Here is a 20420-nt window from a genome sequence, read left to right as displayed (position 1 = left end):
CCTGGCCATGAAGACCTGGAGAGCGAAGTGGAGGTGCGGAGCCGCGGCGCTGCTGGCCCTGGCATGCAACGGCTCCAACGGCGGCGGCGCGAGCCCGCCGGGGACGGCCTCCGCGAGCCTGGGCAGCACCGGGCTGCGGGACATGATGGAGAAGCGCGGGCTGTCCGAGGCGGACGTGGTGGCCGCGCTGAAGACGTACACGCCCTCGGGCAAGCACGACGAATACTACCTGTTCGCCTCGGGCGGACACGGCGGCAACCTCATCGTCATGGGGGTGCCGAGCATGCGCATCCTCAAGTACATCGGCGTCTTCACGCCCGAGCCGTGGCAGGGCTACGGCTACGGCGACCAGACGAACGCGCTGCTGAAGCAGGGCAGCCGCGACGGGAAGATGCTCACCTGGGGTGACATGCACCACCCGGCGCTCTCCGAGTCGGCGGGCGACTACGACGGCCAGTACATCTTCGTCAACGACAAGGCCAACCCGCGCATCGCCGTGGTGTCCCTCAAGGACTTCGCCACCACGCAGATTGTCGCCAGCGAGCTCATCGAGAGCGAGCACGGCTCCACCTTCGTCACCCCCGACACCGACTACGTCATCGAGACGAGCCAGTACCCCACGCCGCTGGGCGGCCGGTACGCGGACGTGAAGCGCTTCAACGACGAGTACCGGGGCGCGGTCATCTTCTGGAAGTTCGACCGCGCGAAGGGCCGCATCGTCCCCGAGGACTCGTGGGCCATGGAGCTGCCGCCGTACATGCAGGACCTGGCGGACGCGGGGAAGCTGGCCAGTGATGGCTACATCTTCATCAACTCCATCAACACCGAGCGCGCCTACGGCGGAAACATGGAGGGCAACCCGCCGCTGGAGTCCGGCGTGTCGCAGAACGACATGGACTACCTCCACGTCATTCCCTGGCGGAAGGCGGAGGCGGTGGTGAAGGCGGGCAAGACGCGGACGATTGCCGGCATGCGCGTCATTCCCCTGGAGACGGTGGTGGCGGAGGGGCTGCTCCACTTCGTGCCCGAGCCCAAGAGCCCGCACGGCGTGGACGTCACGCCGGACGGGAAGGACATCATCGTCGGCGGCAAGCTGGACACGCACGCCACCGTCTTCAGCATCGAGAAGATAAAGGCCCTCATCTCCGCCGCGACGGTGGTGGGGAAGGACCCGTACGGCGTGCCCATCCTCCCGTTCCAGGACGCCATCCGCGGCCAGTGCGAAATCGGCCTGGGGCCCCTGCACACGCAGTTCGACAACGAGGGCTACGCGTACACGTCCGTCTTCATCGAGTCGAAGGTCGCGAAGTGGTCGCTCAAGGACCTGAAGCTCGTGGACAAGCTTCCCACGCACTACAACATCGGCCACCTCGCGGCCGCCGAAGGGGACACCGTCTCTCCGGACGGGAGGTTCCTGGTGGCGATGAACAAGTGGGCCATCGACCGCTTCGCGCCCGTGGGCCCGTTGCTGCCGCAGAACTTCCAGCTCGTGGACACCACCGGGCAGAAGATGCAGCTGCTCTACGACAGCCCCATCCCGCTGGGCGAGCCGCACTACGCGCAGATGATCAAGGCGGACAAAATCAAGCCGCTCGACATCTACAAGCCCGCGGGCATCAACGCGCTGACGCACCAGAAGGACGACCACGCGGTGGAGGGCGGCAAGGAGCGCGTGGAGCGCAGGGAGGACGGCGTCCACGTCTACATGACGGCGGTGCGCAGCCACTTCACGCCGGACATCGTCCGCGTGAAGGAGGGGGACACCGTCCACCTGCACATCACGAACATCGAGCAGGCGAAGGACGCCACGCACGGCTTCACCATCGGCTCGCAGAACATCCACCTGAGCCTGGAGCCGGGCAAGCACGCCAACGTCACCTTCGTGGCCGACAGGCCGGGCGTGTACCCCATGTACTGCACGGAGTTCTGCTCGGCGCTGCACCTCGAGATGGCGGGCTACTTCCTCGTCGAGCCGAAGTGAGGGCCCCCGGTGTCCGGGGCGGGTCCGTCTCCCGCCCGCCCCGGACACCTTCTTCTTCCGTCTCCCACGCCATGCCCTTCCTCTTCCACAGCAGCGCCGGTGCCGTGCTCGCCGCGGGGCTCGTCCTCGCCGGCTGCGCGCGGCCCGCTTCCACGCAGGTGTCGCGGCAGGGCTCCGTCCCCGCCGCGCCCGCGCGTCCACCGGACTGCCGGCCCGCGGAGGCAGGGGCCGACGTGAAGTCCCTGCTGGAGGGCGCGCGCGCGGGCGAGGCGCTCTGCCTGGCGCCCGGGACGTACCGGGGCCCGCTGCGCCTGCCTGCGGGCGTCACGCTGTGGGGGCCCCGCGAGGCGGTGGTGCGCTCCTCCGGCGAGGGCACCACGGTGCGGCTGGAGGGGGAGGGCGCGCGGCTGCTGGGGCTCACCGTGGACGGCAGCGGCGGCCGGTTCGACACGCTGGACGCCGCCGTGCACGTGCGCGGGCGCGGTGCGCGGGTGGAGGGCATCACCGTGCGCAACGCGGTGTTCGGCATCCTGGTGGAGCGTACGGAGGGCGTCGCCGTGCGCGGCAACCACGTGGTGGGCTCGGGCGGGCCGGCGCTGGGCATGCGCGGGGACGCCATCCGGCTGTGGGAGACGCAGCGCTCGCTCGTCGAAGACAACCTCGTGGAGGCCGGGCGCGACGTGGTGGTCTGGTACTCCAGCCACAACACCGTGCGCCGCAACACCGTCATCGGCGGGCGCTACGGCACCCACTTCATGTACAGCCACGACAACATGGTGGAGGACAACCACTACGCCGGCAACGAGGTGGGCATCTTCGTCATGTACAGCCGCGGAATCGTGCTGCGGCGCAACGTGCTCGCGGGGGGCACCGGCGCGGCCGGCATGGGCCTGGGCCTGAAGGAGAGTGGCAACGTCACCGCGGTGGGCAACCTGCTGGTGCACAACACGGTGGGCCTGTACCTGGACACGTCGCCGCTGCAGGACGGGGACGCCAACGTCTTCGAGGGCAACCACTTCCGCCTGGGGGACGTGGGCGTGGTGTTCCACGGCAGTGAGCGGCGCAATGCCTTCCGCGGCAACAGCTTCCGAGACAACGCCGCGCCGGTGCAGGTGGAGGGCGGCGGGGACGCGCTGGAGGTGGAGTGGCGCGGCAACGACTTCGACGACTACGCGGGCTACGACTGGGACGCCGACGGTGTGGGGGACGTGCCCTACGAGCTGCGCAGCCTGTCCGGCGACCTGGTGGCCCGCTACCCGGACCTCGCCTTCTTCCGGGGTTCGCCCACGCTGTCGCTGGTGCGCGCCGCGGGGGAGCTGTTGCCCCTCTTCGCGCCGAAGCCGGTGCTGCGGGACGCGGCGCCGCGCATGGCGCCCCTGTCACTGGAGGCCGGCCATGCGGATTGAGCTGAAGGCGGTGCGCAAGCGCTTCGGTGGCGCGGAGGTGCTCAAGGGCATCGACCTGTCGGTGCCCTCCGGGCGGTGGGTGGCCCTCATCGGCCCCAACGGCAGCGGGAAGTCCACGCTGCTGCGCTCGCTGCTGGGGCTGGTGGAGTGCGAGGGCGAGGTGCGGCTCGACGGGCGCTCACCCTATGAGGACCGGCTGGAGGTGGCGCGCCGGCTGGCCTACGTGCCGCAGGTGGCGCCGCAGCTGGGCGCGCCGGTGGAGGACGTGGTGGCCCTGGTGGCGCGGACGCGGGGGCTGGCCCGGGAGGCCATCGTCCGGCTCGCCGCGCGGCTGGAGCTGGACGTGGACGCGCTGCGGGGCCGGCCCTTCCGCGCGCTGTCGGGGGGGATGAAGCAGAAGCTCCTCATCGCCGTCGCGCTCGCGTCGGACGCGAGCCTGCTGGTGATGGACGAGCCCACGGCCAGCCTCGACGCGAGGGCGCGCGAGCGCTTCTTCGAGCTGTGCGAGGAGCGGGCCTCGAGAAGGACGCTCGTGCTGTGCTCGCACCGGCTGGAGGAGCTGAGGCACCTGGCCAGCCACGTGGTGTCCCTGGACGAGGGGCGCGTCACGTACGACGGGCCGGCGGAGGACTTGCTCGCGGGCCGGGGGCTGGCGGTGGTGGAGGTGGCCACCGGCTCGGTGGAGGCCGCCGGCTGGCTCCAGGCGCGGGGCTTCCGCGCGGGGCTGCGCGGCTGGTGGGTGCGCACGCTGTCGCAGGCGGAGAAGCGGGAGCTGGTGCCCGAGCTGGCACACGCGCTGGGGCGCGGGATGAGTGACTTGCGCGTGAGCGACGTGGAAACGGTGGAGGTGTCCCATGGCGGCGACTAGGCACCCCTGGCGGTGGCTGCCGCGTGTCGGGGTGGTGTTGGGAATGGTGGGCGGGCTTGCGCTCGCGGTGTCGTGGACGGAGCGGCTGCCCGAGGGGCCGGCGCCGGTGGCGTGGGACCGCGAGGCGTGCGCGCACTGCCGCATGCACGTGGGCGAGCCCGCCTTCGCCGCCCAGCTCCAGCTTCAGGACGGGCGGGTGCTCCACTTCGACGACCCGGGCTGTCTGCTGCGCTACGAGGCCGAGGAGCACCCCCGGGTCCACGCGGCGTGGTTCCACCACGTGCGCGAGGACCGGTGGATTCCGGGCGGAGGGGTGGCCTTCGTGCCGGTGGGCCCCACGCCCATGGGCTACGGCGTGGGCGCGGTGGAGGCGGGGGTGCCCGGAGCGCGCGCGCCAGCCGACGTGCTCGCGGGGCTGCGCCGTGAGCGGGACGCGCGGGAGGGCACGCCATGACGTCGCTCCTCCGGGAGGTGGCCGCGGTGGCGCGCCTGGACGTGGCGGAGGTGCTGCGCTCGCGGTGGATGGTGTTCTGCGGCGCGGTGTATGCGCTGCTGGCCGGGGCCTTCGTGCTGGTGGGGCTGCGGGAGTCCTCGCTGCTGGGCTTCTCCGGCATGGGGCGGGTGCTGCTGTCCTTCTGTCACGCGCTGGTGCTGCTGCTGCCGCTGCTGGCGCTCACCGCGACGGGGCAGGTGGTGAACCGCGCGCGCGAGGACGGCACGCTGGAGTTGCTCTTCAGCCTGCCCGTGCGCCGGGGGGCTTTCTTCGTCGCGGTGAGCGCGGTGCGCTACGCGGCGCTGGTGGTGCCGCTGGCGGTGCTGATGCCGGGCATGGCGCTGCTGGGCTGGCTCGCCTTCGGGCAGGAGGTGCCGTGGGGCTTCCTGCTGCGGGCGGTGGCGGTGAGCGCCGCGCTGCTGCTGGCCTTCGTGGGACTGGGAATCGCCGTGAGCACGCTGGTGCGTAGCCCGGCGCGGGCGATGATCTGGCTGCTCACGCTGTGGGCCCTGGGTGTGGCGCTCATCGACTTCGGGCTGGTGGGGCTGATGCTCCAGTGGCGGCTGGACCCGCGCACGGTGTTCCTGCTGGCCTCCCTCAACCCGGTGCAGGCGGCGCGCATGGCGCTGTTGTCGGGCGTGACGCCGGACCTGGCGGTGCTCGGCCCCGTGGGCTTCTTCCTCGCGAACCGGCTGGGGAGTGCCGGGCTCTTCGCGGTGGGGACGCTCTGGCCCGTGGCGGTGGGGCTCGGGGCCTGGGCCCATGCGCTGCGCCGTTTCCAGAGGAGTGACCTCGTATGACACCGAAGTTCCATGCCTTCCTCGACAAGCCCCTCTTCGACCGGGCCCGCCTGGTGCTGGCGCTGCTCGTCGTCCCCCTGCTGCTCACCTTCACGGCGCCGCTGTGGCGAATCGACCTGAGCGCCCCGCAGTACCCGGAGGGCCTGTCCATGCAGATCTGGTCCTACAAGCTGGAGGGGGGCGGGGACGGGCAGCACATCCAGGAAATCAACACGCTCAACCACTACATCGGCATGCACGCCATCGACCGCGCGGCGCTGTCCGACCTGGACTGGCTCCCCTTCGCCGTGGGCGCGCTGGCGCTGCTGGCCCTGCGCGTGGCGGCGCTCGGCAGCGTGCGCTCGCTGCTGGACCTGACGGTCCTCACCGCCTACGTGTCCCTCTTCGGGCTGGGGCGCTTCGCGTACAAGCTCTACGTCTTCGGGCATGACCTCTCGCCGACGGCCCCCGTGAAGGTGGAGCCCTTCATGCCCGCGCTGCTGGGGACGAAGCAGATCGCCAACTTCACGACGGCGAGCTACCCGGGCCTGGGCAGCCTGTACCTCGGCCTCTTCGCCACGGGCGTGGTCGCCCTCACGGTGTGGCACCTGTTCGTGGGCCGGCTGCGCGCGTCCCGCTTGTCCGCGTCCCTGCTGTTCCTCCAGGCGTGAGCGCGCGTCGGACGCGGAGTGCCCGGCGGAGGAGGCTGGAGCCCGCGAGGGTTGCGCGCCCGGGGGACACCGGCGAAGGTCTTCCACCGTGACTCCGCCGTTCTCCGACTTCGCCAGCCTGGCCTCCCTCCATCGTGAGCTGGAGGAGCGCTTCCTCCAGCACCAGGACGCGCTGCTCGACTCCGACGTGGCTCTGGCGGCGGAGCGGCTCGACGGCTACGAGGCGGCGCTGCGCCGGCACCTCGAAGCCGAGGAAGCGCTGCTGCTGCCCGTCTTCTCGCGGGCCGGCCGCATCCGGGGCGCCTCGCCGGAGCTCTTCACCGGGGAGCACCAGCGCCTGCTGGAGTTCCTCGCGCGCTTCCGAGCGGAGCTGCGCGCCCTGGAGCCGGAGTCCGCGGGCTTCAAGCGCGCCGTGCTGCGGCTGCTGGACGCGGAGACCACGTTCAAGCACCTCTCGCATCACCACGAGCTGCGGGAGGAGACGTACTTCTTCCCGGCGCTCGACAGCGTGACGGACGAGGCGGAGCGGCGTGAGTTGCTCGCGGCCTTCACCGCGCGGGTGGCGCCGTAGGCTACGTGCTCGCTCCGGGCGTGGCCTGGGGCTCGGCGCCCACGCTGCTGACCACCTGGGCGGCCCAGGCGGGGCTGATGGGCGACACGTCCGTCTGGAGCTCGGCGGGGAGCTGTCCCTGGCGCTCCAGTCCCTCCGTCACCTCGGGCAGCGCGCGCCACGGTGTCTGCGGCTTCAGGTGGTGCGCCTGGTGGTAGCCGGCGTTGAAGAACCAGCGGTTGTAGAAGGGCGACGTGGACGTCACCGCCAGCCGCGAGCGCTCCCGTGCATCCGCGCCCAGGTGCGCCGCGAGGTTGAGGTAGTGGATGCACGTCTGCGTGAAGATGAGCGTGCCCAGCAGCGACAGGCCGAGCGACGGCTGCCACAGCGTCAGCGCCAGCAGCGTGCCGTCCACCACCGCGAAGTCGATGAGCAACTCCACCTTCTGCCCGCGCGTCTTGCACGCGCCCCACACCCTGGTCACCGCGTCGAAGGGCCAGAACCACGGCGTCAGCGCCCAGCGCACGCAGTAGCGCAGCGCGCCCTCACCCGGGTGGCGCCGCCCCCAGTCCCCGTCGCCGTCGTTGAAGCGGTGGTGATTGAAGTGGTGGAGGTAGTAGCCGCGATACGCAAAGCCACACGCCAGCCCCAGCGTGCGCGACACCACCCACTTGAGCGCCCGGGGCTTCGCGATGGGCACGTGCATGTGGTTGTGCAGCACGGCGTAGTTCCAGAACATCACCGCCCAGCCGAGCACCATGGCGCCCACGCGCGCCGGCATGGCCAGTCCGCTCCAGAGCACGGCCGTCGTCACCAGCCACACGGCCCAGAGCGCATGGACGCCCAGGCTCGGGAGGTCCAACCGCGGGTCCACCCGCGAGGCCTGTGTGTCGGTCCTGGTCATGTGCCCCCTCCCTGACGGCGTATCAATTGCCGACTCTAACAACACAGGGCGGAAGCGCGAGTCCACGGGTCCCCGGCTACCCGCTGGCAGACATTGACCCGGGGCGCCCACGTCGCATCGCGAACGTGGGATGCGAAGAGCAGGCGGGCAGGCGTCAGGGGCCGTCGCGTGTCGGTTGCAGGACATCACCGAGGGGCGGCAGCGAGCGGGCAGGAGAGCCGTGGGCTCCCCGGTCCTGCCGCCCGGCGCGCGGCGCGTGCTGTCCTGCGCGAGCCCTGACGGGGATTGGCGGGGTTGGAGGTTCCACGGCGTTGCGTTTCGATTGGCGGGCGTCCTGGGTCCTGGTGCTGCTCATGCTGGCCTGCGGGCCGGGGCAGGGCGGTGAGCCGTGCGAGGCCTCGTGCGCGGAGGATGACGCCGCGTGCCTTGAGCAGGCGTGCGCCGATGCGCCGGAAGAGGCGCTGCGCGCCACCACCGACTGCTCATCCCTGCCCGAGGGCGGCCGGTGCATGGGGACCCGCGTGGTGGAGCGGTGCCTGCTGGGCAGGCTCCTGCGCGAGGACTGCTCCGTGGGAGCTGCGTGCGTGGAGGAGGAGGCCGGAGCCCGCTGCGTGGAAGGCATGGCGTGCGTGGATGGCGTCACGCGGTGCGCGGCGTCCGGCGGGCTGGAGACGTGCGCGGACGGGCGCTGGCGCTCGCGGGAGTGCGCGGCGGGCTGCGTGGAGGCGGGGCGCCGGGGTTGGTGTGGCGCGCCGGGGAACACGCTGAGCGGCACCGTGCGCTACGCGCGCCGCCGGCCCGACGCCACGTTCCACGACTGGACGCCGGAGGCGGAGTGGGTGCCGGCGGGCGGCTTCCTCATTGCGTCCTACCGGGGTGAGACGGTGGTGGACCTGGAGGTGGCGGACTTCGACGGGCACTTCACCGTGCGCGTGCCGTCCGGGGTGCAGTCGCAGGACCGCATCGTCGTCTACGCGGCCGGGCGGGGCAGTCCCGTCACGGTGGACTACGCGGTGGCGGACCCCGCGCTGTCCGGGGCGCAGCGCGTGCCCGCGGTGCCGGGCGCGTCGGCGCGCATCTGGAGCTGGTCTCGCTCCACGCAGGCGCTGGTGGAGCGACCGGTGTTCAGCATCCACGAGTCGGATGGCTCGGGAGCCGCGGCGGTGTTCGACTCGCTGCGCCTGGCGTGGCTCCGCGCGCGGGAGCGCTATGGGAGCCCGGGCCTGCCCGTGGTGGCGTGGCTCGGCTTCGGCACCACGTGGTCCTGCGGCGCCTGCTTCGCGCCCCGGCCGGTGACGGCGGCGGGGCGCAGATGGGAGGCCCAGGTGTGGCTGCCCGGCGATGCGGACGCGGCTTGGTGGTCCGAGGCCATGGTGCTTCACGAATTGGGGCACTGGGTGATGGCCAGCCACGGCAGCAGCCCGGAGGAGGGCGGTCCCCACTTCATCGGCGTGCCCACCTTCCCCGGGCAGGCGTGGAGCGAGGGCTGGGCCACGTGGTTCAGCTCGGACACACGCAACAGCTCGCGCTACTACGACCGGCAGGGTGGGACGATGTTCTGGGTGGACCTGGCGACCCGCGCGCCCGCGACGGGCACCTGGACGCGGCCGAAGCCCGGGGACGGCCTGCTCCAGCGCATCGACGAGAACGAGGTGGCCGCCATCCTCTACAGGCTCGCGGGAGGTACGGCGTCACGGCAGCCACTGTACGAGGCGCTCGCCGCACCCGCGATGAAGGCCTCGCCGTGGGCGCGGGGCTATCTGCGGCACCGCTGGCGGATGGAGGACGGGAAGATGGTGGACGTGGAGGAGACGGACGATTCCGCGCCGTGCCTCGCGGACTTCCTGGACGCGCTGATGTGCCGCGGCTTCCCCCGCTCGGTGATGGACCTGGCCACCGAGCCCGCCGTGGCATTCCCATACCCCAGTCATGCGCCCCTGTGCCGGTGAGCGTGATGCATCCGTGTTTCCCGTGTGAGGTCTCGTGCTGCTCCTGATGCGACGCACCCCGCTGCGCCCGTGTGAGGTCTCGTGCTGCTCCTGATGCGAACAACGCCGCTGCGTCCGCGTCCTCTGCTGGAGGTCCTCACGTGCTCCTGACGCGACGGAGAATCGCGGGCGTGGTGCTCGCCCTGGCGCTCGCGGGAGCGCTGTCCGCCGGAGTGGCGTCCGGTGTGGAGCGCGTCCGGGGCAAGGCGCGGAAACGGCCCGAGCCGCCGCCGCCCTTCTCCCAGAGGGACAAGGCCCGGACTCGCGTGGATGCCGAGGCACGAGCCACTCCAGAGGTGACGCGACCCACGGCCTCGAAGCCGGTGGCAGCCGCCGTGGCCGAGGTCTCCTCTGTCGCTCGAAGCGAGCGGAAGGCGGCTCACGTGGAGGCGAGGGCGAGGCACGACGCCGTGTGGAGGGAAGGCGCCGGGGAGGAAGTCCCGCCGCCAGATGCAGTCGCCCCGGACGACCACGCCGAGGCGCACGCCCACGGTGCCCCGCTGTCCGGGCTCACCGCCCGCATCCCCGCGCCGATGCGGGTGGGCTGGACGGTGGTGGAGTCTTCCGCCGGGCGCGTGCGGCTCGTCGCGGAGGTGGAGCGGCGGATGGGCTTCGGGGCTCCGGTGGCCGTGCGCATATTGCTGCCGCGCGAGGCGGCGCTCCTCGAGGGGCCCGAGGACTTCACCGTGCCTTCAGGCACGGGAGGGGATGTCCGCACCGTCGCGTATGTCGTCACCTTCGGCACGGGAGCGCCGCCCACGGAAGACCTGGTCCTGGTGGCACATGCCGAGGGCACGTCCTTCGGTGCCCACGCAGAGGAGCGCTACGCCTTCGGACGCGTGCCCACCGCCGGGCCGCGCCCCGTGCCGGACGGCCCCGCGCTGTCCCCCGCGCTCATGATGGGGGAGGACGCCAACACGGGCGAACCGTCGCCTTGAGCGGGAGCAACCGCGGCTCGATGAGACGGAGGCCATCGGCCCGCTGCAGGAGATGAGCCTCGCCTCTGCACCGGACACCTCCCCGGATGCACGCCGCTATGCCGTGCATCCCGACTGGTGCGTTCACCGGTTGAGACCGCCGACGCGCAAACTCCCCGACATTTCCGAACAGCACACTCCCGGCCCGCATCCGGGAGCACAGCCGGGCCTCGCGCTCGCGGTGTCGCGAGGAGCCTGCGCGCGCGAGACATCCGGGTTAGACACGGGCCTCCGTCGTCGTGGAGGAGCCGCGTTGGAGACCGTCGCGCTGGTGCTGGTGCTGTCGTCCGCCTTCCTCCATGCCTCGTGGAACGCGCTGCTCAAGCGGCACCCGAATCCCGAGGTGGGCGTGGTGAGCGTCATCACCGTCGCGGTGGTGGGCGGCGGGCTGTGGACGCTGGGGATGCGGGGGGAGGCGTTCCCCACGGTGCGCGGCCTCGCATGGGCGCTGGGCGCGGGGGCCTGCGAGAGCATCTACCTGGCTGCACTCTCCCGGGCGCTGAAGCAGGCGCCGCTGGGGCTCGCGTACACGGTGTCGCGCGGCGGCGCCATGTTGCTCGTCTGGCCGGTGTCCGTGCTGTGGCTGGGCGAGGCTGTGTCCGCGTGGAGGGTGTCCGGCGCCGCGCTGCTGGGGGTGGGGTTGGTGGTGATGAACCTGTCCCGTCCCAAAGGCCTCGCGGCCACGGGCGTGGCGTGGGCGGTGCTGGCGGCGGTGTGCATCGCCGGCTACCACCTGAGCTACAAGCTGGCGCTCGGCGAGGGCGCGCAGCCGCCGGCCCTGTTCGCGACGGGGCTCCTCGTCGCGCTGCCGGTGCTCGTCCTGGAGCGGGTGCGGAAGCTCGGCTGGGCCACGCTCAAACGGGAGGCGGTGGTGCGTCCCGGGCTCGTCGTCTTCACCGGCATCGTCTGTACGCTGTCCTTCGCGCTCCTGCTGTCCGCGCTGGGAAGCAGCGGCGCGGGCGTGGTGCTGACGCTGCGCAACACCTCCATCGCCTTCGCGCTGGGGCTCGCCGCGCTCCAGGGCGAACGGCTGGAGCAGAGGCAGCTCGCGGGCGCGGGGCTCGTCGCCGTGGGCGCGGTGCTGCTGGGCGTGCCGGGCTGAGTGCTACGGCGCTGGTGCCGCCGCCGCTGCCGTCGTCATCCGCTTGAGGGCGGCCTTCGCGTCCTCGTGGTCCGGCTGCAGCTTCAGCGCCGTCTCGTAGGCCTGCTTCGCCTCGTCCGTGCGCTTCGCGGTCTCCAGCAACTGCCCCAGGGCGTTGTAGGGCTCGGCGAAGTTGGGGTCCACCTGCGTGGCGCCGCGGAAGGACTTCTCCGCGTCCTTCGTGTTGCCCTGCTGGTACAGCGCGTGGCCCAGGTACAGCAGCCCCAGCGCGTTGCGCGGCTCCACCGCCAGCACGGCCGTCAGCACCTTCTTCGCCTTCGCGCCGTCGCCGCCGCGCAGGTAGAGGAAGCCCAGCTCGGCCCGCGCCTCCAGCTGCGCCGGGTCCTTCGCCACCACCGCCTCCAGCTCCGTCACCGCCAGGTCCGGCCGCCCGCGCCGCGAGTGGACGATGCCCAGCCGCGCCAGCGCCGCCGTGTCGGGCTCCTCGCCCTCCTTCGGCTTGAGCAGGCCCTCCGCCGTGACGTAGTCGCCCATCGCCATCAGCAGATCCGCCAGCGCCAGCTGCGCCACGCGGTTGCCCGGCTCTTCCTTCAGCAGCGCCTCGTACAGCGGCTTCGCCTTCGCGCTCACCCGCTTCTTCGCGTACGCGTCCGCCAGCGCCAGCCGGTACTCCACGGTGGGCGACAGCTCCACGCCCGCCTCGTACTGGGCAATGGCGCCGTCCAAATCGCCCTTCGCCTTGAGCGCGTCGCCGTACGCCGCCCGGGCGCTCGCGTCCTTGGGGAAGGCCTCCACCGCCGTCTTCAGCGTGGCCACCGCCTCGTCGGCCTTGCCCAGCCCGAGGTACGCCCGCGCCAGGCCCTGGTACGCCTCCGGCGTCTTCTTCCCGTCCTCGGTGCTCTTCTCAATCGCCTTCTGGAAGGCCACCACCGCCTGCTTCTTCTTGCCCTGCGCGAGGTACAGGTGGCCCAGCTGCGTGTATGGCCCGCTGGCACGGCGCGGCTCCAGCACCAGCGCCTTCTCGAAGGACTTGGTGGCGCGCACGTTGTCGCCGAGCTGGAAGTACGCGAGCCCCAGGTTGAAGTGCGCCTCGGCGTACTTCGGGTCCGCGGCGATGGCCTTGAGGAAGGACTCGGTGGCCTTGCGCGGGTCGCCCATCTCGTTCACCGCGACGCCCAGGTTGTTGTGCGCGCGTGCGTGCTTCGGCTCCGCGGCGAGCGTGCTCTGGTACTCGGCGATGGCGCCGGCCAGGTCGTTCTCCCGCATGAGGATGACGCCCAGGTTGTAGTGCGCCTCCGCGTCGTCTGGCTTCTCGCGGGTGGCCTCGCGCAGCGTCTCCTTGGCCTCCCCGTTGAGGCCCTTCTCCGCCAGCGCCTTGCCCAGGTTGACGCGGGCGACGTTGAGCTTGCCGTCCAGCTTCAGCGCCTCGCGGTAGGCCTCAATCGCGTCGTCGGTGCGGCCGGCGCGCTGCAGGGCCTCGCCCAGGTTGAAGCGCAGCTCCGCGTCCTGCGGGGACAATTCCGAGGCCACCGAGTACTGGCTGATGGCCACGTCCGACTCGTCCAGCACGCGTGCCAAGAGGCCCCGCTCCGCGCGCAGCGTGGAGTCCTCCGGGAAGGCGGCGATGGACGTGTCCAGCACCGTGCGCGCCTTCTCCGCGTCACCCGACAGGCGCAGCGCGCGGGCCAGCGCGAGCTTGGGGGGCACGAGGTCCGGCTCCAGCTCCACCAGCTTCGTCAGCGGCTCCACCGCCTTCTTCGGCTTGTTGAGCGCGAGGAAGGCCGTGCCCAACCGGTAGAGCGCGTCCGCGTCCTCGGGAGACTGCTCCAGGCGCGCGCTCTCCACGGCGGCGGCGCGCTCGAGGGCCGCCGCGTCCGGGCTGGGAGCAGCGGCCTGCGCGGTCAGCAGCTGGAGGACGAGGAAGCCGGCGGTCGTCGACATTTTAGAGGTTCTCCACGTAGGGACTGGCCCGTGCGTCGAAGGTCTTCTTCGCGAGCGCGGCCTTCTTCGCCTCCCACGCCTCGCGCGCCGCCTTCTCCTCCTTCTCGTCCTCGGCCAGGCCGGTGCGCTCCTCCTTCACCTCCGCCTCGCACTCGGACACCTGCTCCTCGAACTCCTTCGGCTCCAGCTTCTCGCTGCCCTCCACCTTGGCCTTGCGGGCCACCGTCAGGCGGGCGAGCTCGAACTTCGCGAAGGCGCAGCGCAGGGCCAGCTTCTCCACCTCGCGCTGGCCCACGCTGAGCCGCTGCTTCGCGCGCAGGTACTCCACGCGGGCCTCGGCCTCGGCGATGGCCAGCTTCGCCACCTCGCGGGAGACCTCGTCGGTGGCGCGGTCCACCTCGTCCTCGGCCGCATCCTGGCGGGAGCGGGCGCGGCGGATGTTGTCGCGCGCGCGGCCAATCTCGTTGTCGGCCACGTCCACCTTGTCGATGGAGAGGGCCAGGTCGTTCTCCGCCTCCAGCAGCTCGATGCGCGCCTCGTAGGGCAGCTTCTTCTCCATCGAGTCGGGCACGCGCATGCCGTAGCGCGGACCACAGGCGGCGAGGAGGGGCAGGGTGAGCAGGACGATGCGCTTCATTGTTGGACCGTAGCCTCGAAGCTTCCGAAGATGGTGCGGCCTGAAAAGACGTCGGTGCCGTTGACGAACGTGACGTGGAACTCGCCGGTGATGCGACTGCTGGCGACGACGGAGGTGCTGTCCACCTTCAGCGTGCCGACCTCGAGCTGCGGGAAGGTCCGCACCGGCTCGTCCAGCACGCTGCGGCCGATGGCGCCGCGCTGCACGCCGCCCTCCAGCTGCTCCGCGAGGTTGATTTCCAGGGGGCCGTCATAGCCCTCCGGAAGCATGTCGCCGACGAAGGCGCTGACCTTCAGCACGGTGTTCACCCCCGAGCCCTGCGGGGTGACGAAGTTGATGGCCAGCTCGCCGGGGGACCACTGGGCCTCCGCCCGCTGGTAGCGGAGGTCCATGAGCGGGGCCGCGCTGCCCTCCAGCTCGCCGCCCTCGGGGGAGCAGCCGCTGGAGGCCAGGAGCGCGGCCCCGAGCAGCAGGGCCCGTGCTGCCGCGCGCGGAAGTGGCAGGCTCACTTGCACGCCTTCCACCCTCCGTCCACGTCGGCGCCGGTGAGCGTGTTGACGTCCTTGAGGACGGCCAGCTCGCGGCGGGCCCCGTCCACGTCGCCGAAGCGGCAACGCAGCGCGGCCAGGTTGAGGCGGGCCTTGCCGAAGGTGGGGTCGGAGTCCATGGCCTTCGCGTACGCGGCGCGCGCGCCCATGGCGTCACCCATGTTGAGCAGCGCCACACCCAGCGCGGAGTGCGCCGAGGCCCGCGTGTCCTGCAACTCCGTGACACGGCCCAGGGTGAGCTGCGCCATGCCGTACTGCCGCGCGTCCAGGTAGGCCAGGCCCAGCGCTTCCAGGGACTCCGCGCTGAGCGTGCGCTCGGCCTTCTTGCGCAGCTCCTCCAGCGCGGCCGGCTGCGTGGGCGCGGCCGGCTGCGGCACCGGCAGCGCCGCCGTCTCCGAGCGCGTGCGGCAGCCCAGCACCGCGGCGCTGAAGACCTCCAGCGACTCGGCGCGGGACAGGCACGCCTTGAAGGCCTCCTCCGAGCGCTGCTTCAGCGGCGCCACCTGCTCCTTCACCGCGGCCTGGAACTGCTGCGTCTCCGCGGCGGACAGGCCCGCCGGCACCGGCGTCGCCTCCACCACGTCGGCGATGTGGCCGTACGCGAGCGCCAGCTTCCACAGCGAGGCCACCGCCCACTCCGGGTAGCCCAGCTGCGCGGCCTGCGTGTAGATGCCCTCCAGGCTCTGCAGCGCGGCGACCTTCTCCTCCACCTTGTCCGCGGGCAGGTCCTTGTAGCCGCGGTAGAGGACCTCGCCGAGGTACCACAGGCCCTTGGCGGCCTCTTCCGTCTGCCCGTTGGGGCCCTGCACGGCCTTGGTGAGGCTGGCGATGAGCGCGTCGGCCGGGGCCGTGGGCGCGGTGGCCGCCTGCACCTCGGCCAGCACCGCCGCGGCGCCCGCGCTGGTGCCGTCCAGCTTCAGCGCGGCGTCCGCCGCCGTCTTCGCGCGGGTGTAGTCCTTCTGCTTCAGCCGCGCCTCGGCCAGCAGCACCAGCACCTCGGCCTTGCGCGCGCCCGCCACTTCGGACGCGGCCTCCAGGTTGCGCGCCGCTTCCTTGTACTCGCCCAGCGCCAAACGCAGCCGAGCGCCGGCCAGCCAGCCGTCCACCGCGGCGAAGTCTCCGCCGAGCTTCTGGCCCACCTGCTCGAACCAGCTCGCCGCCTCGCCGAACGCCGCGGACTCCGCCGCGTGCCGGCCCAGCGTGAGGAGCACGTCCGACAGGTACTGGCTCTTCGGGTAGTCCTGCGCCAGCTTCGCGCCCAGCTCGCGCTCGGCCTGCATGTCGCGCTTCTCGCGCGCCGCGGTGAAGGCGCCGTACAGCGCCTTCTCGCCGATGTCGGTGTTCTTGTTCTGGTCCGCGACCTTCACGAGGCCCGAGATGACGTCGCCCGTCTCCTGGGCGCTCTGCAGCGCCAGCTCGTCGAGCGCCTCGGCCTTGCTCTCGGTGAGAATCTTCTGCACGTCCGCGCGGAAGTTCTGCGGCAGTGGCGCGGCGAGGAACTTCTTGCCCGTCTCCTCCAGGCCCTTGAAGTCGTTCTGCTGCCGCAGGCTGTCCAGCGCGAGGTTGCCGGCGACGGCGGCCTCCTTGTGCTGCGGGTGCGTCAGCGCGAAGGCGGTGAAGAGCTCCGCCGCCTTCGGGTACTCGCCGTCCTCGTAGTAGGCGCGGGCGATGTTGAACTTCACGTTCAGCGCGTTGGCGCTCTGCGGGTAGCTCGACACGAACCGCGCGCCCAACAGCTTCATGGCCTGGCGTGCGTCCGCCACCTCGAAGGCGTTGCGCTTCTGTGCCTCCTCCGGCTTGAGCGTCGCGAAGTGCGCGAGCAGCGCCGCGTTGAGGGCCTCCTCCTCGCCCTTGGCGTCCTTCGCCTTGGACTCGTAGCGGGCCAGCTCCTCGAACTGGCGCGCGGCCTCCGGGAAGGCGTTGGCGGAGAAGAGCGCGTCGGCGCGGTTCTTCATGATGGGCCGCACGTACTGCTCGGGCCTGAAGAGGCTGAGATACGCCTCGTAGGCCGCGGCCGTGCGCAGGTAGAGGTCCTTCTCCTCCTTCTTCTGCGCGGCCAGGTGCAGCTGGGTGGAGAGGTCTCGCGCCATCTCCTCCAGCTCCACCAGGTGCTTCTTGCGGTCCGCGTCGGGCAGCTCCGGGTCCGTCTTGCTCTCCACCGCGGCGCGCACGAGGAAGCGCAGGTCCTCCGGCTCCGGGAGCACCTTGCCCTTGGACGCCTTGATGGCGTCATAGAGCTTCTGGCCGCGCTCCATGTCCAGCTCGGGGTCGTGCTGGATTTCCATCAGCTTGCGCAGCGCGGGGATGGCCCACTCGTACTGCTGCTTGATGAAGTAGCGGTTGCCCAGCTTGTCCAGCGCGAGCGCGTAGGTGGCGCGGCTGTCGCTGAGCTTCTCGAAGTAGTTGAGCGCGCCCTTGGCCGGGCGGGCCTCGGTGTAGCTGTAGACGAGGTCCAGCAGCGCCTCGCGCTTGACGTTGAGCGCCTTCTTCGCGTCCACGCCCGGCAGCGGCGCGCTGGCGGCGGCGGCCTCGAAGAACGTCACCGCCTCCGCGTGCTTGGCCTGGTTGACGCGAATCCAGCCCAGCTTGTAGCGGGCCAGGTCGTGCACGGGAGAGGGCGGCGCCTCGAGAATCGCCTGGTAGTGCTTCTCCGCCTCGACGAGGTCCGCCTTGTCGAAGAAGTGGTCGCCCAGAATCTGCTCCGCCTCCAGCCGCAGCGGGCTGTTGGGGAACTTGCGCGTCAGGTCGCCGAGCGTCTTGAGCATCTCGTCGAACTGGCCCAGCTCGCGCTGCTCGTGCGCCAGGTAGAACGTCACCTGGTCGCCGTCCTTGAAGTCCGGGTACTCGCGCAGCAGCCGGTAGTACATCTGCACGGCCTTCTGCTTCATCAGCCGCGTCTCGGGAGAGACGATGGCGCCCGACGCACCCTCGGGCCGCGTCTCGGCCTGGAGGTAGTACACGTAGCGGCTCTTCTCCACGTACAGCTCGGCCAGCCGGAACTGGAGGTCCGGCAGGTACGGCGCATTGCGGCTCTTGGAGATGAGCTTCTCCGTCTCGCCGATGGAGCGGTCCACCTTGAAGATGTCGCGCTTGAGCTTGGCGACGAGCTCGTCGCGCTCCTTCGCCTTGGAGACGATGGGGTTGGCGTTGGGGCCCAAACGTCCGGGCGCTCCAGGGGCGGCCGCCAGCAGGGCGGCGGCAATCAGGCCGGTCAGGTGGCCGGTCATGGGGTCTCCTCGATGCAGCGGCTCTCGATGCGGACCCGGTACGACTTCAGCTCGTCGTTCCAGTACTCCCCGCTGAAGCGGAAGGCGACCTGCTCGGGGGACATCTCCTGGGCGTCCTCCGGCGGCACCACCTTCGCGCCCTTCTTCACGCGTTCATACAGCTTCAGGCCCACTTCGTACTCCATCAGGCGCACCTGCTCGGCGGCGCGCAGCAGCGTGTCCGCCTCCTGCCGCACCGCCTCGGCCAGCCGCGCGTCGTGGACGCGGACCGCCTCGGCACGGGACAAGGCATACATCTTGACGAGGTGGGCGAAGAGCTGGTCGCCGAAGCTGCCGGCGTAGCGGCCCAGGCGCTCACTCTCCGATTCCAGCAGCTCCATGAAGCGCGCGGCGCGCTGGGTGCCGCCGTGGGCGTCGGCCGCGCGGCGCAGGCGCGCGTCCTGGGTGAGGTCCTCGCGGTTGCGCACGGACTCCAGCGAGTCCGCGAAGCGGCGCGTCAGCTCCTTGGCGGCGCGCTTGGCGGGCAGGTAGTGGCAGAGGTCGCGGTAGATGAGCGCGCGCAGGAGGTACTTGTCCGGGAGGAACTCGTCGCGGAAGACGGGGGCGTCCAGCGTGGTGAGGATGCCCATGGACGCGCGCAGCTCGCCCAGCTTGTAGCGGGTCCACGCCTCTTCCAGGTAGAGGCTGGCGCGGCCCGGGTCCAGCTCGGGCAGCTTCACGAGGTTGTACGCCTCCAGCGCGCCCGTGTAGTCCTTGCGCTCGTAGCGCAGGCGGGCCACCGCGAGCGCCGCCTCGTTGCGCGCCTCGCGGGTGAGCTTCTCGTCCTTGGACAGGCCGAGGAAGTCGGCGATGAGCTCCTCGGAGGGCTCCTTCACCGACTTGAGGCGGGTGACGAGCAGCGCGAACTTCGCGCGGCTCGCCTCGGCGCTGGTCTCCGCCAGCTTGGCGAAGTGCGTGTTGGCCCAGCGCTCGTTGCCCACGCGCAGGTCCACCAGGCCCTGCTGGTAGTGGGCGTATGCACCCGTCTCTTCCGGGAGGAAGCCCAGGTCCAGCGCGCCGAAGACCTGCTCGTCGATCATCACCTCGTCGTGCGGCCGGTCGGTGAGCTGCTTGAGCGAGTCCAGCGCGCGGGGAATCACGTTGGGGTTGGTGCGCTCGCGGGCGATGCGCGACAGGTACGTGGCGCCCGCGTGCGACAGGCCCAGGTCGATGAGGCTGCGCGCGAGGAAGTACTGCCCCCAGGCGTAGTTCTCGTCCGTCTTGGGCGCCTGCTGCAGCCAGGCGTACAGCGGCCCGGCGGCGGCGCGCGGGTCGCCGTCGAAGTAGTCCTGCAGCGCCTTGTCGAAGACGGCGTTTTCCACCTTCTTCGGCGCGGCGGGCGCGGCCTCGGCGGCGGCGTCCGGCGTCTTCGGCGCGGCCTCGCCTTCCGCGGCGGGCTTGTCGCCCTCGGCGGGAGTTGCCGCCGGCTTGCCGTTGTTGGCGGCGGGCGCGGGAGCGGGTGGGGCCGCCTGCGCGCCAGCGGGCTTGCCGCTGGCCGCGGGAGCGGACGGAGCAGTGCCGCCGGCCGGGCGCTGGGCACCGGAGGGAGGCGGGGGCATGGGCAGCGCGGCGCCGCTGGACTGCGCGGCGGCGGGTGCCGGGGACACGAGGAGCGCGGCGCTGGCGAGCGCGGCGACGAGTGAGCGGGGATTCATTCCGTGGCGCCGAAGTTGAACGCGGTGCCGAGCTGGACCGAGAGGACGTTGTTGATGTTGCGGGTGCCGGTGAAGACGACGTTGTTCGTCACGTCGAGGCGGAAGGACACGGTGTCGCCCTTGAAGAGGCGCAGGCCGAGTCCGACGTTGGCTGCGGGGCGGAAGCCGTCCGCGCGGTTGATCTTCACCACGGAGCCGCCGCCGAGCAGGAAGGCCTCGAAGTGCAGCACCTTGTTGTTGAGGACGGCCATCTTCCCGTACAGCGGGCTCCACATCAGGTCCGAGCCCACCATCCACTGGACCTGCTCCTCGTAGGCGGAGGCCGTGGGGGCCACCTCGAAGTCGCGCTCCAGCTGGGTGCGCAGCGCCGTCTGCACGTTGTAGCTGTACGTGCCGCGGCCCACCTGCCACGCGAAGGTGTCGCTGAAGTGGTACGTGTAGGAGACGGTGCCGACGAGCCCCTTGTAGAAGGCGTCATCCGGCAGCACACCGACGCCGAGCAGGAGCTCGTGGTGCATCCGGTACTGACGCTCCTGGATGGCGGAAACGGCGCCGGGGTTCTCCAGCGCCTCGGCCTGCGCGCGGGCGAGGCCGGGCGCCAGGAACAGGAGGATGAGCAGGGCGTATCGCACGGTGGGGCTTCCTGGAGGTTGG

At 71.4% G+C, this 20420-nt stretch carries 17 protein-coding genes; 10 read left to right on the top strand and 7 right to left on the bottom strand.

All coding sequences use genetic code 11. The features are described from left to right. The first annotated feature begins 7 nt into the window (after positions 1 to 7). From nosZ to OV427_RS12220, 7 genes are all read left to right on the top strand, one after another. The gene (gene nosZ / locus OV427_RS12250; RefSeq protein ID WP_267856265.1) at positions 8 to 1981 is read left to right on the top strand and encodes a Sec-dependent nitrous-oxide reductase; all 1974 of its coding nucleotides are present in this window, start codon (positions 8 to 10) and stop codon (positions 1979 to 1981) included. A gap of 71 nt (positions 1982 to 2052) precedes the next feature. Then, positions 2053 to 3387, top strand: coding sequence for a nitrous oxide reductase family maturation protein NosD (gene nosD, locus OV427_RS12245; protein WP_267856264.1), 1335 nt, complete (start codon positions 2053 to 2055; stop codon positions 3385 to 3387). Then, positions 3377 to 4255 (top strand): ABC transporter ATP-binding protein, encoded by an 879-nt coding sequence (locus OV427_RS12240; RefSeq protein WP_267856263.1) that lies wholly within the window; start codon positions 3377 to 3379, stop codon positions 4253 to 4255. The genes nosD and OV427_RS12240 overlap by 11 nt, the downstream gene beginning before the upstream one ends. Then, complete coding sequence (locus OV427_RS12235; RefSeq protein WP_267856262.1) at positions 4242 to 4709, top strand: hypothetical protein; 468 nt, start codon at positions 4242 to 4244, stop codon at positions 4707 to 4709. The genes OV427_RS12240 and OV427_RS12235 overlap by 14 nt, the downstream gene beginning before the upstream one ends. After that, on the top strand, positions 4706 to 5548 hold the full coding sequence (locus OV427_RS12230; RefSeq protein ID WP_267856261.1) for an ABC transporter permease: 843 nt from the start codon (positions 4706 to 4708) through the stop codon (positions 5546 to 5548). Before OV427_RS12235 ends, OV427_RS12230 begins: the two co-directional genes overlap by 4 nt. Continuing rightward, a complete protein-coding gene (locus OV427_RS12225; protein WP_267856260.1) occupies positions 5545 to 6198 on the top strand; it encodes a hypothetical protein in 654 nt (217 codons plus the stop codon). The genes OV427_RS12230 and OV427_RS12225 overlap by 4 nt, the downstream gene beginning before the upstream one ends. 88 nt (positions 6199 to 6286) lie before the next feature. Continuing rightward, positions 6287 to 6769 carry a hemerythrin domain-containing protein gene (locus OV427_RS12220; protein WP_267856259.1) on the top strand — a complete coding sequence of 161 codons (483 nt, stop codon included), beginning with the start codon at positions 6287 to 6289 and terminating at the stop codon, positions 6767 to 6769. A gap of 1 nt (position 6770) precedes the next feature. On the opposite strand, the gene OV427_RS12215 is transcribed toward OV427_RS12220, so the two are convergent. Next, positions 6771 to 7652 carry a fatty acid desaturase family protein gene (locus OV427_RS12215; protein WP_267856258.1) on the bottom strand — a complete coding sequence of 294 codons (882 nt, stop codon included), beginning with the start codon at positions 7650 to 7652 and terminating at the stop codon, positions 6771 to 6773. A 311-nt stretch (positions 7653 to 7963) separates the two neighbouring features. Between OV427_RS12215 and OV427_RS12210 the strand changes: the two genes are divergently transcribed. The 3 genes from OV427_RS12210 (at position 7964) to OV427_RS12200 (ending at position 11719) form a co-directional block, all read left to right on the top strand. Continuing rightward, positions 7964 to 9601, top strand: coding sequence for a hypothetical protein (locus OV427_RS12210; protein WP_267856257.1), 1638 nt, complete (start codon positions 7964 to 7966; stop codon positions 9599 to 9601). Between the two features lie 140 nt (positions 9602 to 9741). Then, positions 9742 to 10578 carry a hypothetical protein gene (locus tag OV427_RS12205; RefSeq protein WP_267856256.1) on the top strand — a complete coding sequence of 279 codons (837 nt, stop codon included), beginning with the start codon at positions 9742 to 9744 and terminating at the stop codon, positions 10576 to 10578. A gap of 292 nt (positions 10579 to 10870) precedes the next feature. Next, positions 10871 to 11719 carry an EamA family transporter gene (locus tag OV427_RS12200; RefSeq protein ID WP_267856255.1) on the top strand — a complete coding sequence of 283 codons (849 nt, stop codon included), beginning with the start codon at positions 10871 to 10873 and terminating at the stop codon, positions 11717 to 11719. 3 nt (positions 11720 to 11722) lie between these two features. On the opposite strand, the gene OV427_RS12195 is transcribed toward OV427_RS12200, so the two are convergent. The 6 genes from OV427_RS12195 to OV427_RS12170 are packed head-to-tail and all read right to left on the bottom strand — an operon-like array spanning position 11723 to position 20398. Beyond that, on the bottom strand, positions 11723 to 13660 hold the full coding sequence (locus OV427_RS12195; RefSeq protein WP_267856254.1) for a tetratricopeptide repeat protein: 1938 nt from the start codon (positions 13658 to 13660) through the stop codon (positions 11723 to 11725). Between the two features lies 1 nt (position 13661). Then, positions 13662 to 14297, bottom strand: a complete 636-nt coding sequence (locus tag OV427_RS12190; protein ID WP_267856253.1) for a hypothetical protein — start codon at positions 14295 to 14297, stop codon at positions 13662 to 13664. Beyond that, the gene (locus OV427_RS12185) at positions 14294 to 14806 is read right to left on the bottom strand and encodes a hypothetical protein (protein WP_267856252.1); all 513 of its coding nucleotides are present in this window, start codon (positions 14804 to 14806) and stop codon (positions 14294 to 14296) included. The genes OV427_RS12190 and OV427_RS12185 overlap by 4 nt, the downstream gene beginning before the upstream one ends. Continuing rightward, a complete protein-coding gene (gene bamD, locus OV427_RS12180; RefSeq protein WP_267856251.1) occupies positions 14803 to 18072 on the bottom strand; it encodes an outer membrane protein assembly factor BamD in 3270 nt (1089 codons plus the stop codon). Before bamD ends, OV427_RS12185 begins: the two co-directional genes overlap by 4 nt. Next, on the bottom strand, positions 18069 to 19766 hold the full coding sequence (locus OV427_RS12175) for a hypothetical protein (RefSeq protein ID WP_267856250.1): 1698 nt from the start codon (positions 19764 to 19766) through the stop codon (positions 18069 to 18071). Before OV427_RS12175 ends, bamD begins: the two co-directional genes overlap by 4 nt. Further along, a complete protein-coding gene (locus tag OV427_RS12170) occupies positions 19763 to 20398 on the bottom strand; it encodes an outer membrane beta-barrel domain-containing protein (protein ID WP_267856249.1) in 636 nt (211 codons plus the stop codon). Before OV427_RS12170 ends, OV427_RS12175 begins: the two co-directional genes overlap by 4 nt. Between the last annotated feature and the right edge of the window lie 22 nt (positions 20399 to 20420).

This window comes from Pyxidicoccus sp. MSG2, from assembly GCF_026626705.1.
Classification (GTDB): Bacteria; Myxococcota; Myxococcia; order Myxococcales; family Myxococcaceae; genus Myxococcus.
Note: the sequence above shows the minus strand (reverse complement) of the source record. Positions and strands in the feature narration are given on the sequence as shown.

Bases quoted from the DNA above. Each gene is read 5' to 3' on its own strand.
- nosZ (WP_267856265.1), top strand. From the start codon at position 8: ATGAAGACCTGGAGAGCGAAGTGGAGGTGCGGAGCCGCGGCGCTGCTG.
- nosD (WP_267856264.1), top strand. From the start codon at position 2,053: ATGCCCTTCCTCTTCCACAGCAGCGCCGGTGCCGTGCTCGCCGCGGGG.
- OV427_RS12240 (WP_267856263.1), top strand. From the start codon at position 3,377: ATGCGGATTGAGCTGAAGGCGGTGCGCAAGCGCTTCGGTGGCGCGGAG.
- OV427_RS12235 (WP_267856262.1), top strand. From the start codon at position 4,242: ATGGCGGCGACTAGGCACCCCTGGCGGTGGCTGCCGCGTGTCGGGGTG.
- OV427_RS12230 (WP_267856261.1), top strand. From the start codon at position 4,706: ATGACGTCGCTCCTCCGGGAGGTGGCCGCGGTGGCGCGCCTGGACGTG.
- OV427_RS12225 (WP_267856260.1), top strand. From the start codon at position 5,545: ATGACACCGAAGTTCCATGCCTTCCTCGACAAGCCCCTCTTCGACCGG.
- OV427_RS12215 (WP_267856258.1), bottom strand. From the start codon at position 7,652: ATGACCAGGACCGACACACAGGCCTCGCGGGTGGACCCGCGGTTGGAC.
- OV427_RS12195 (WP_267856254.1), bottom strand. From the start codon at position 13,660: ATGTCGACGACCGCCGGCTTCCTCGTCCTCCAGCTGCTGACCGCGCAG.
- OV427_RS12190 (WP_267856253.1), bottom strand. From the start codon at position 14,297: ATGAAGCGCATCGTCCTGCTCACCCTGCCCCTCCTCGCCGCCTGTGGT.
- bamD (WP_267856251.1), bottom strand. From the start codon at position 18,072: ATGACCGGCCACCTGACCGGCCTGATTGCCGCCGCCCTGCTGGCGGCC.
- OV427_RS12175 (WP_267856250.1), bottom strand. From the start codon at position 19,766: ATGAATCCCCGCTCACTCGTCGCCGCGCTCGCCAGCGCCGCGCTCCTC.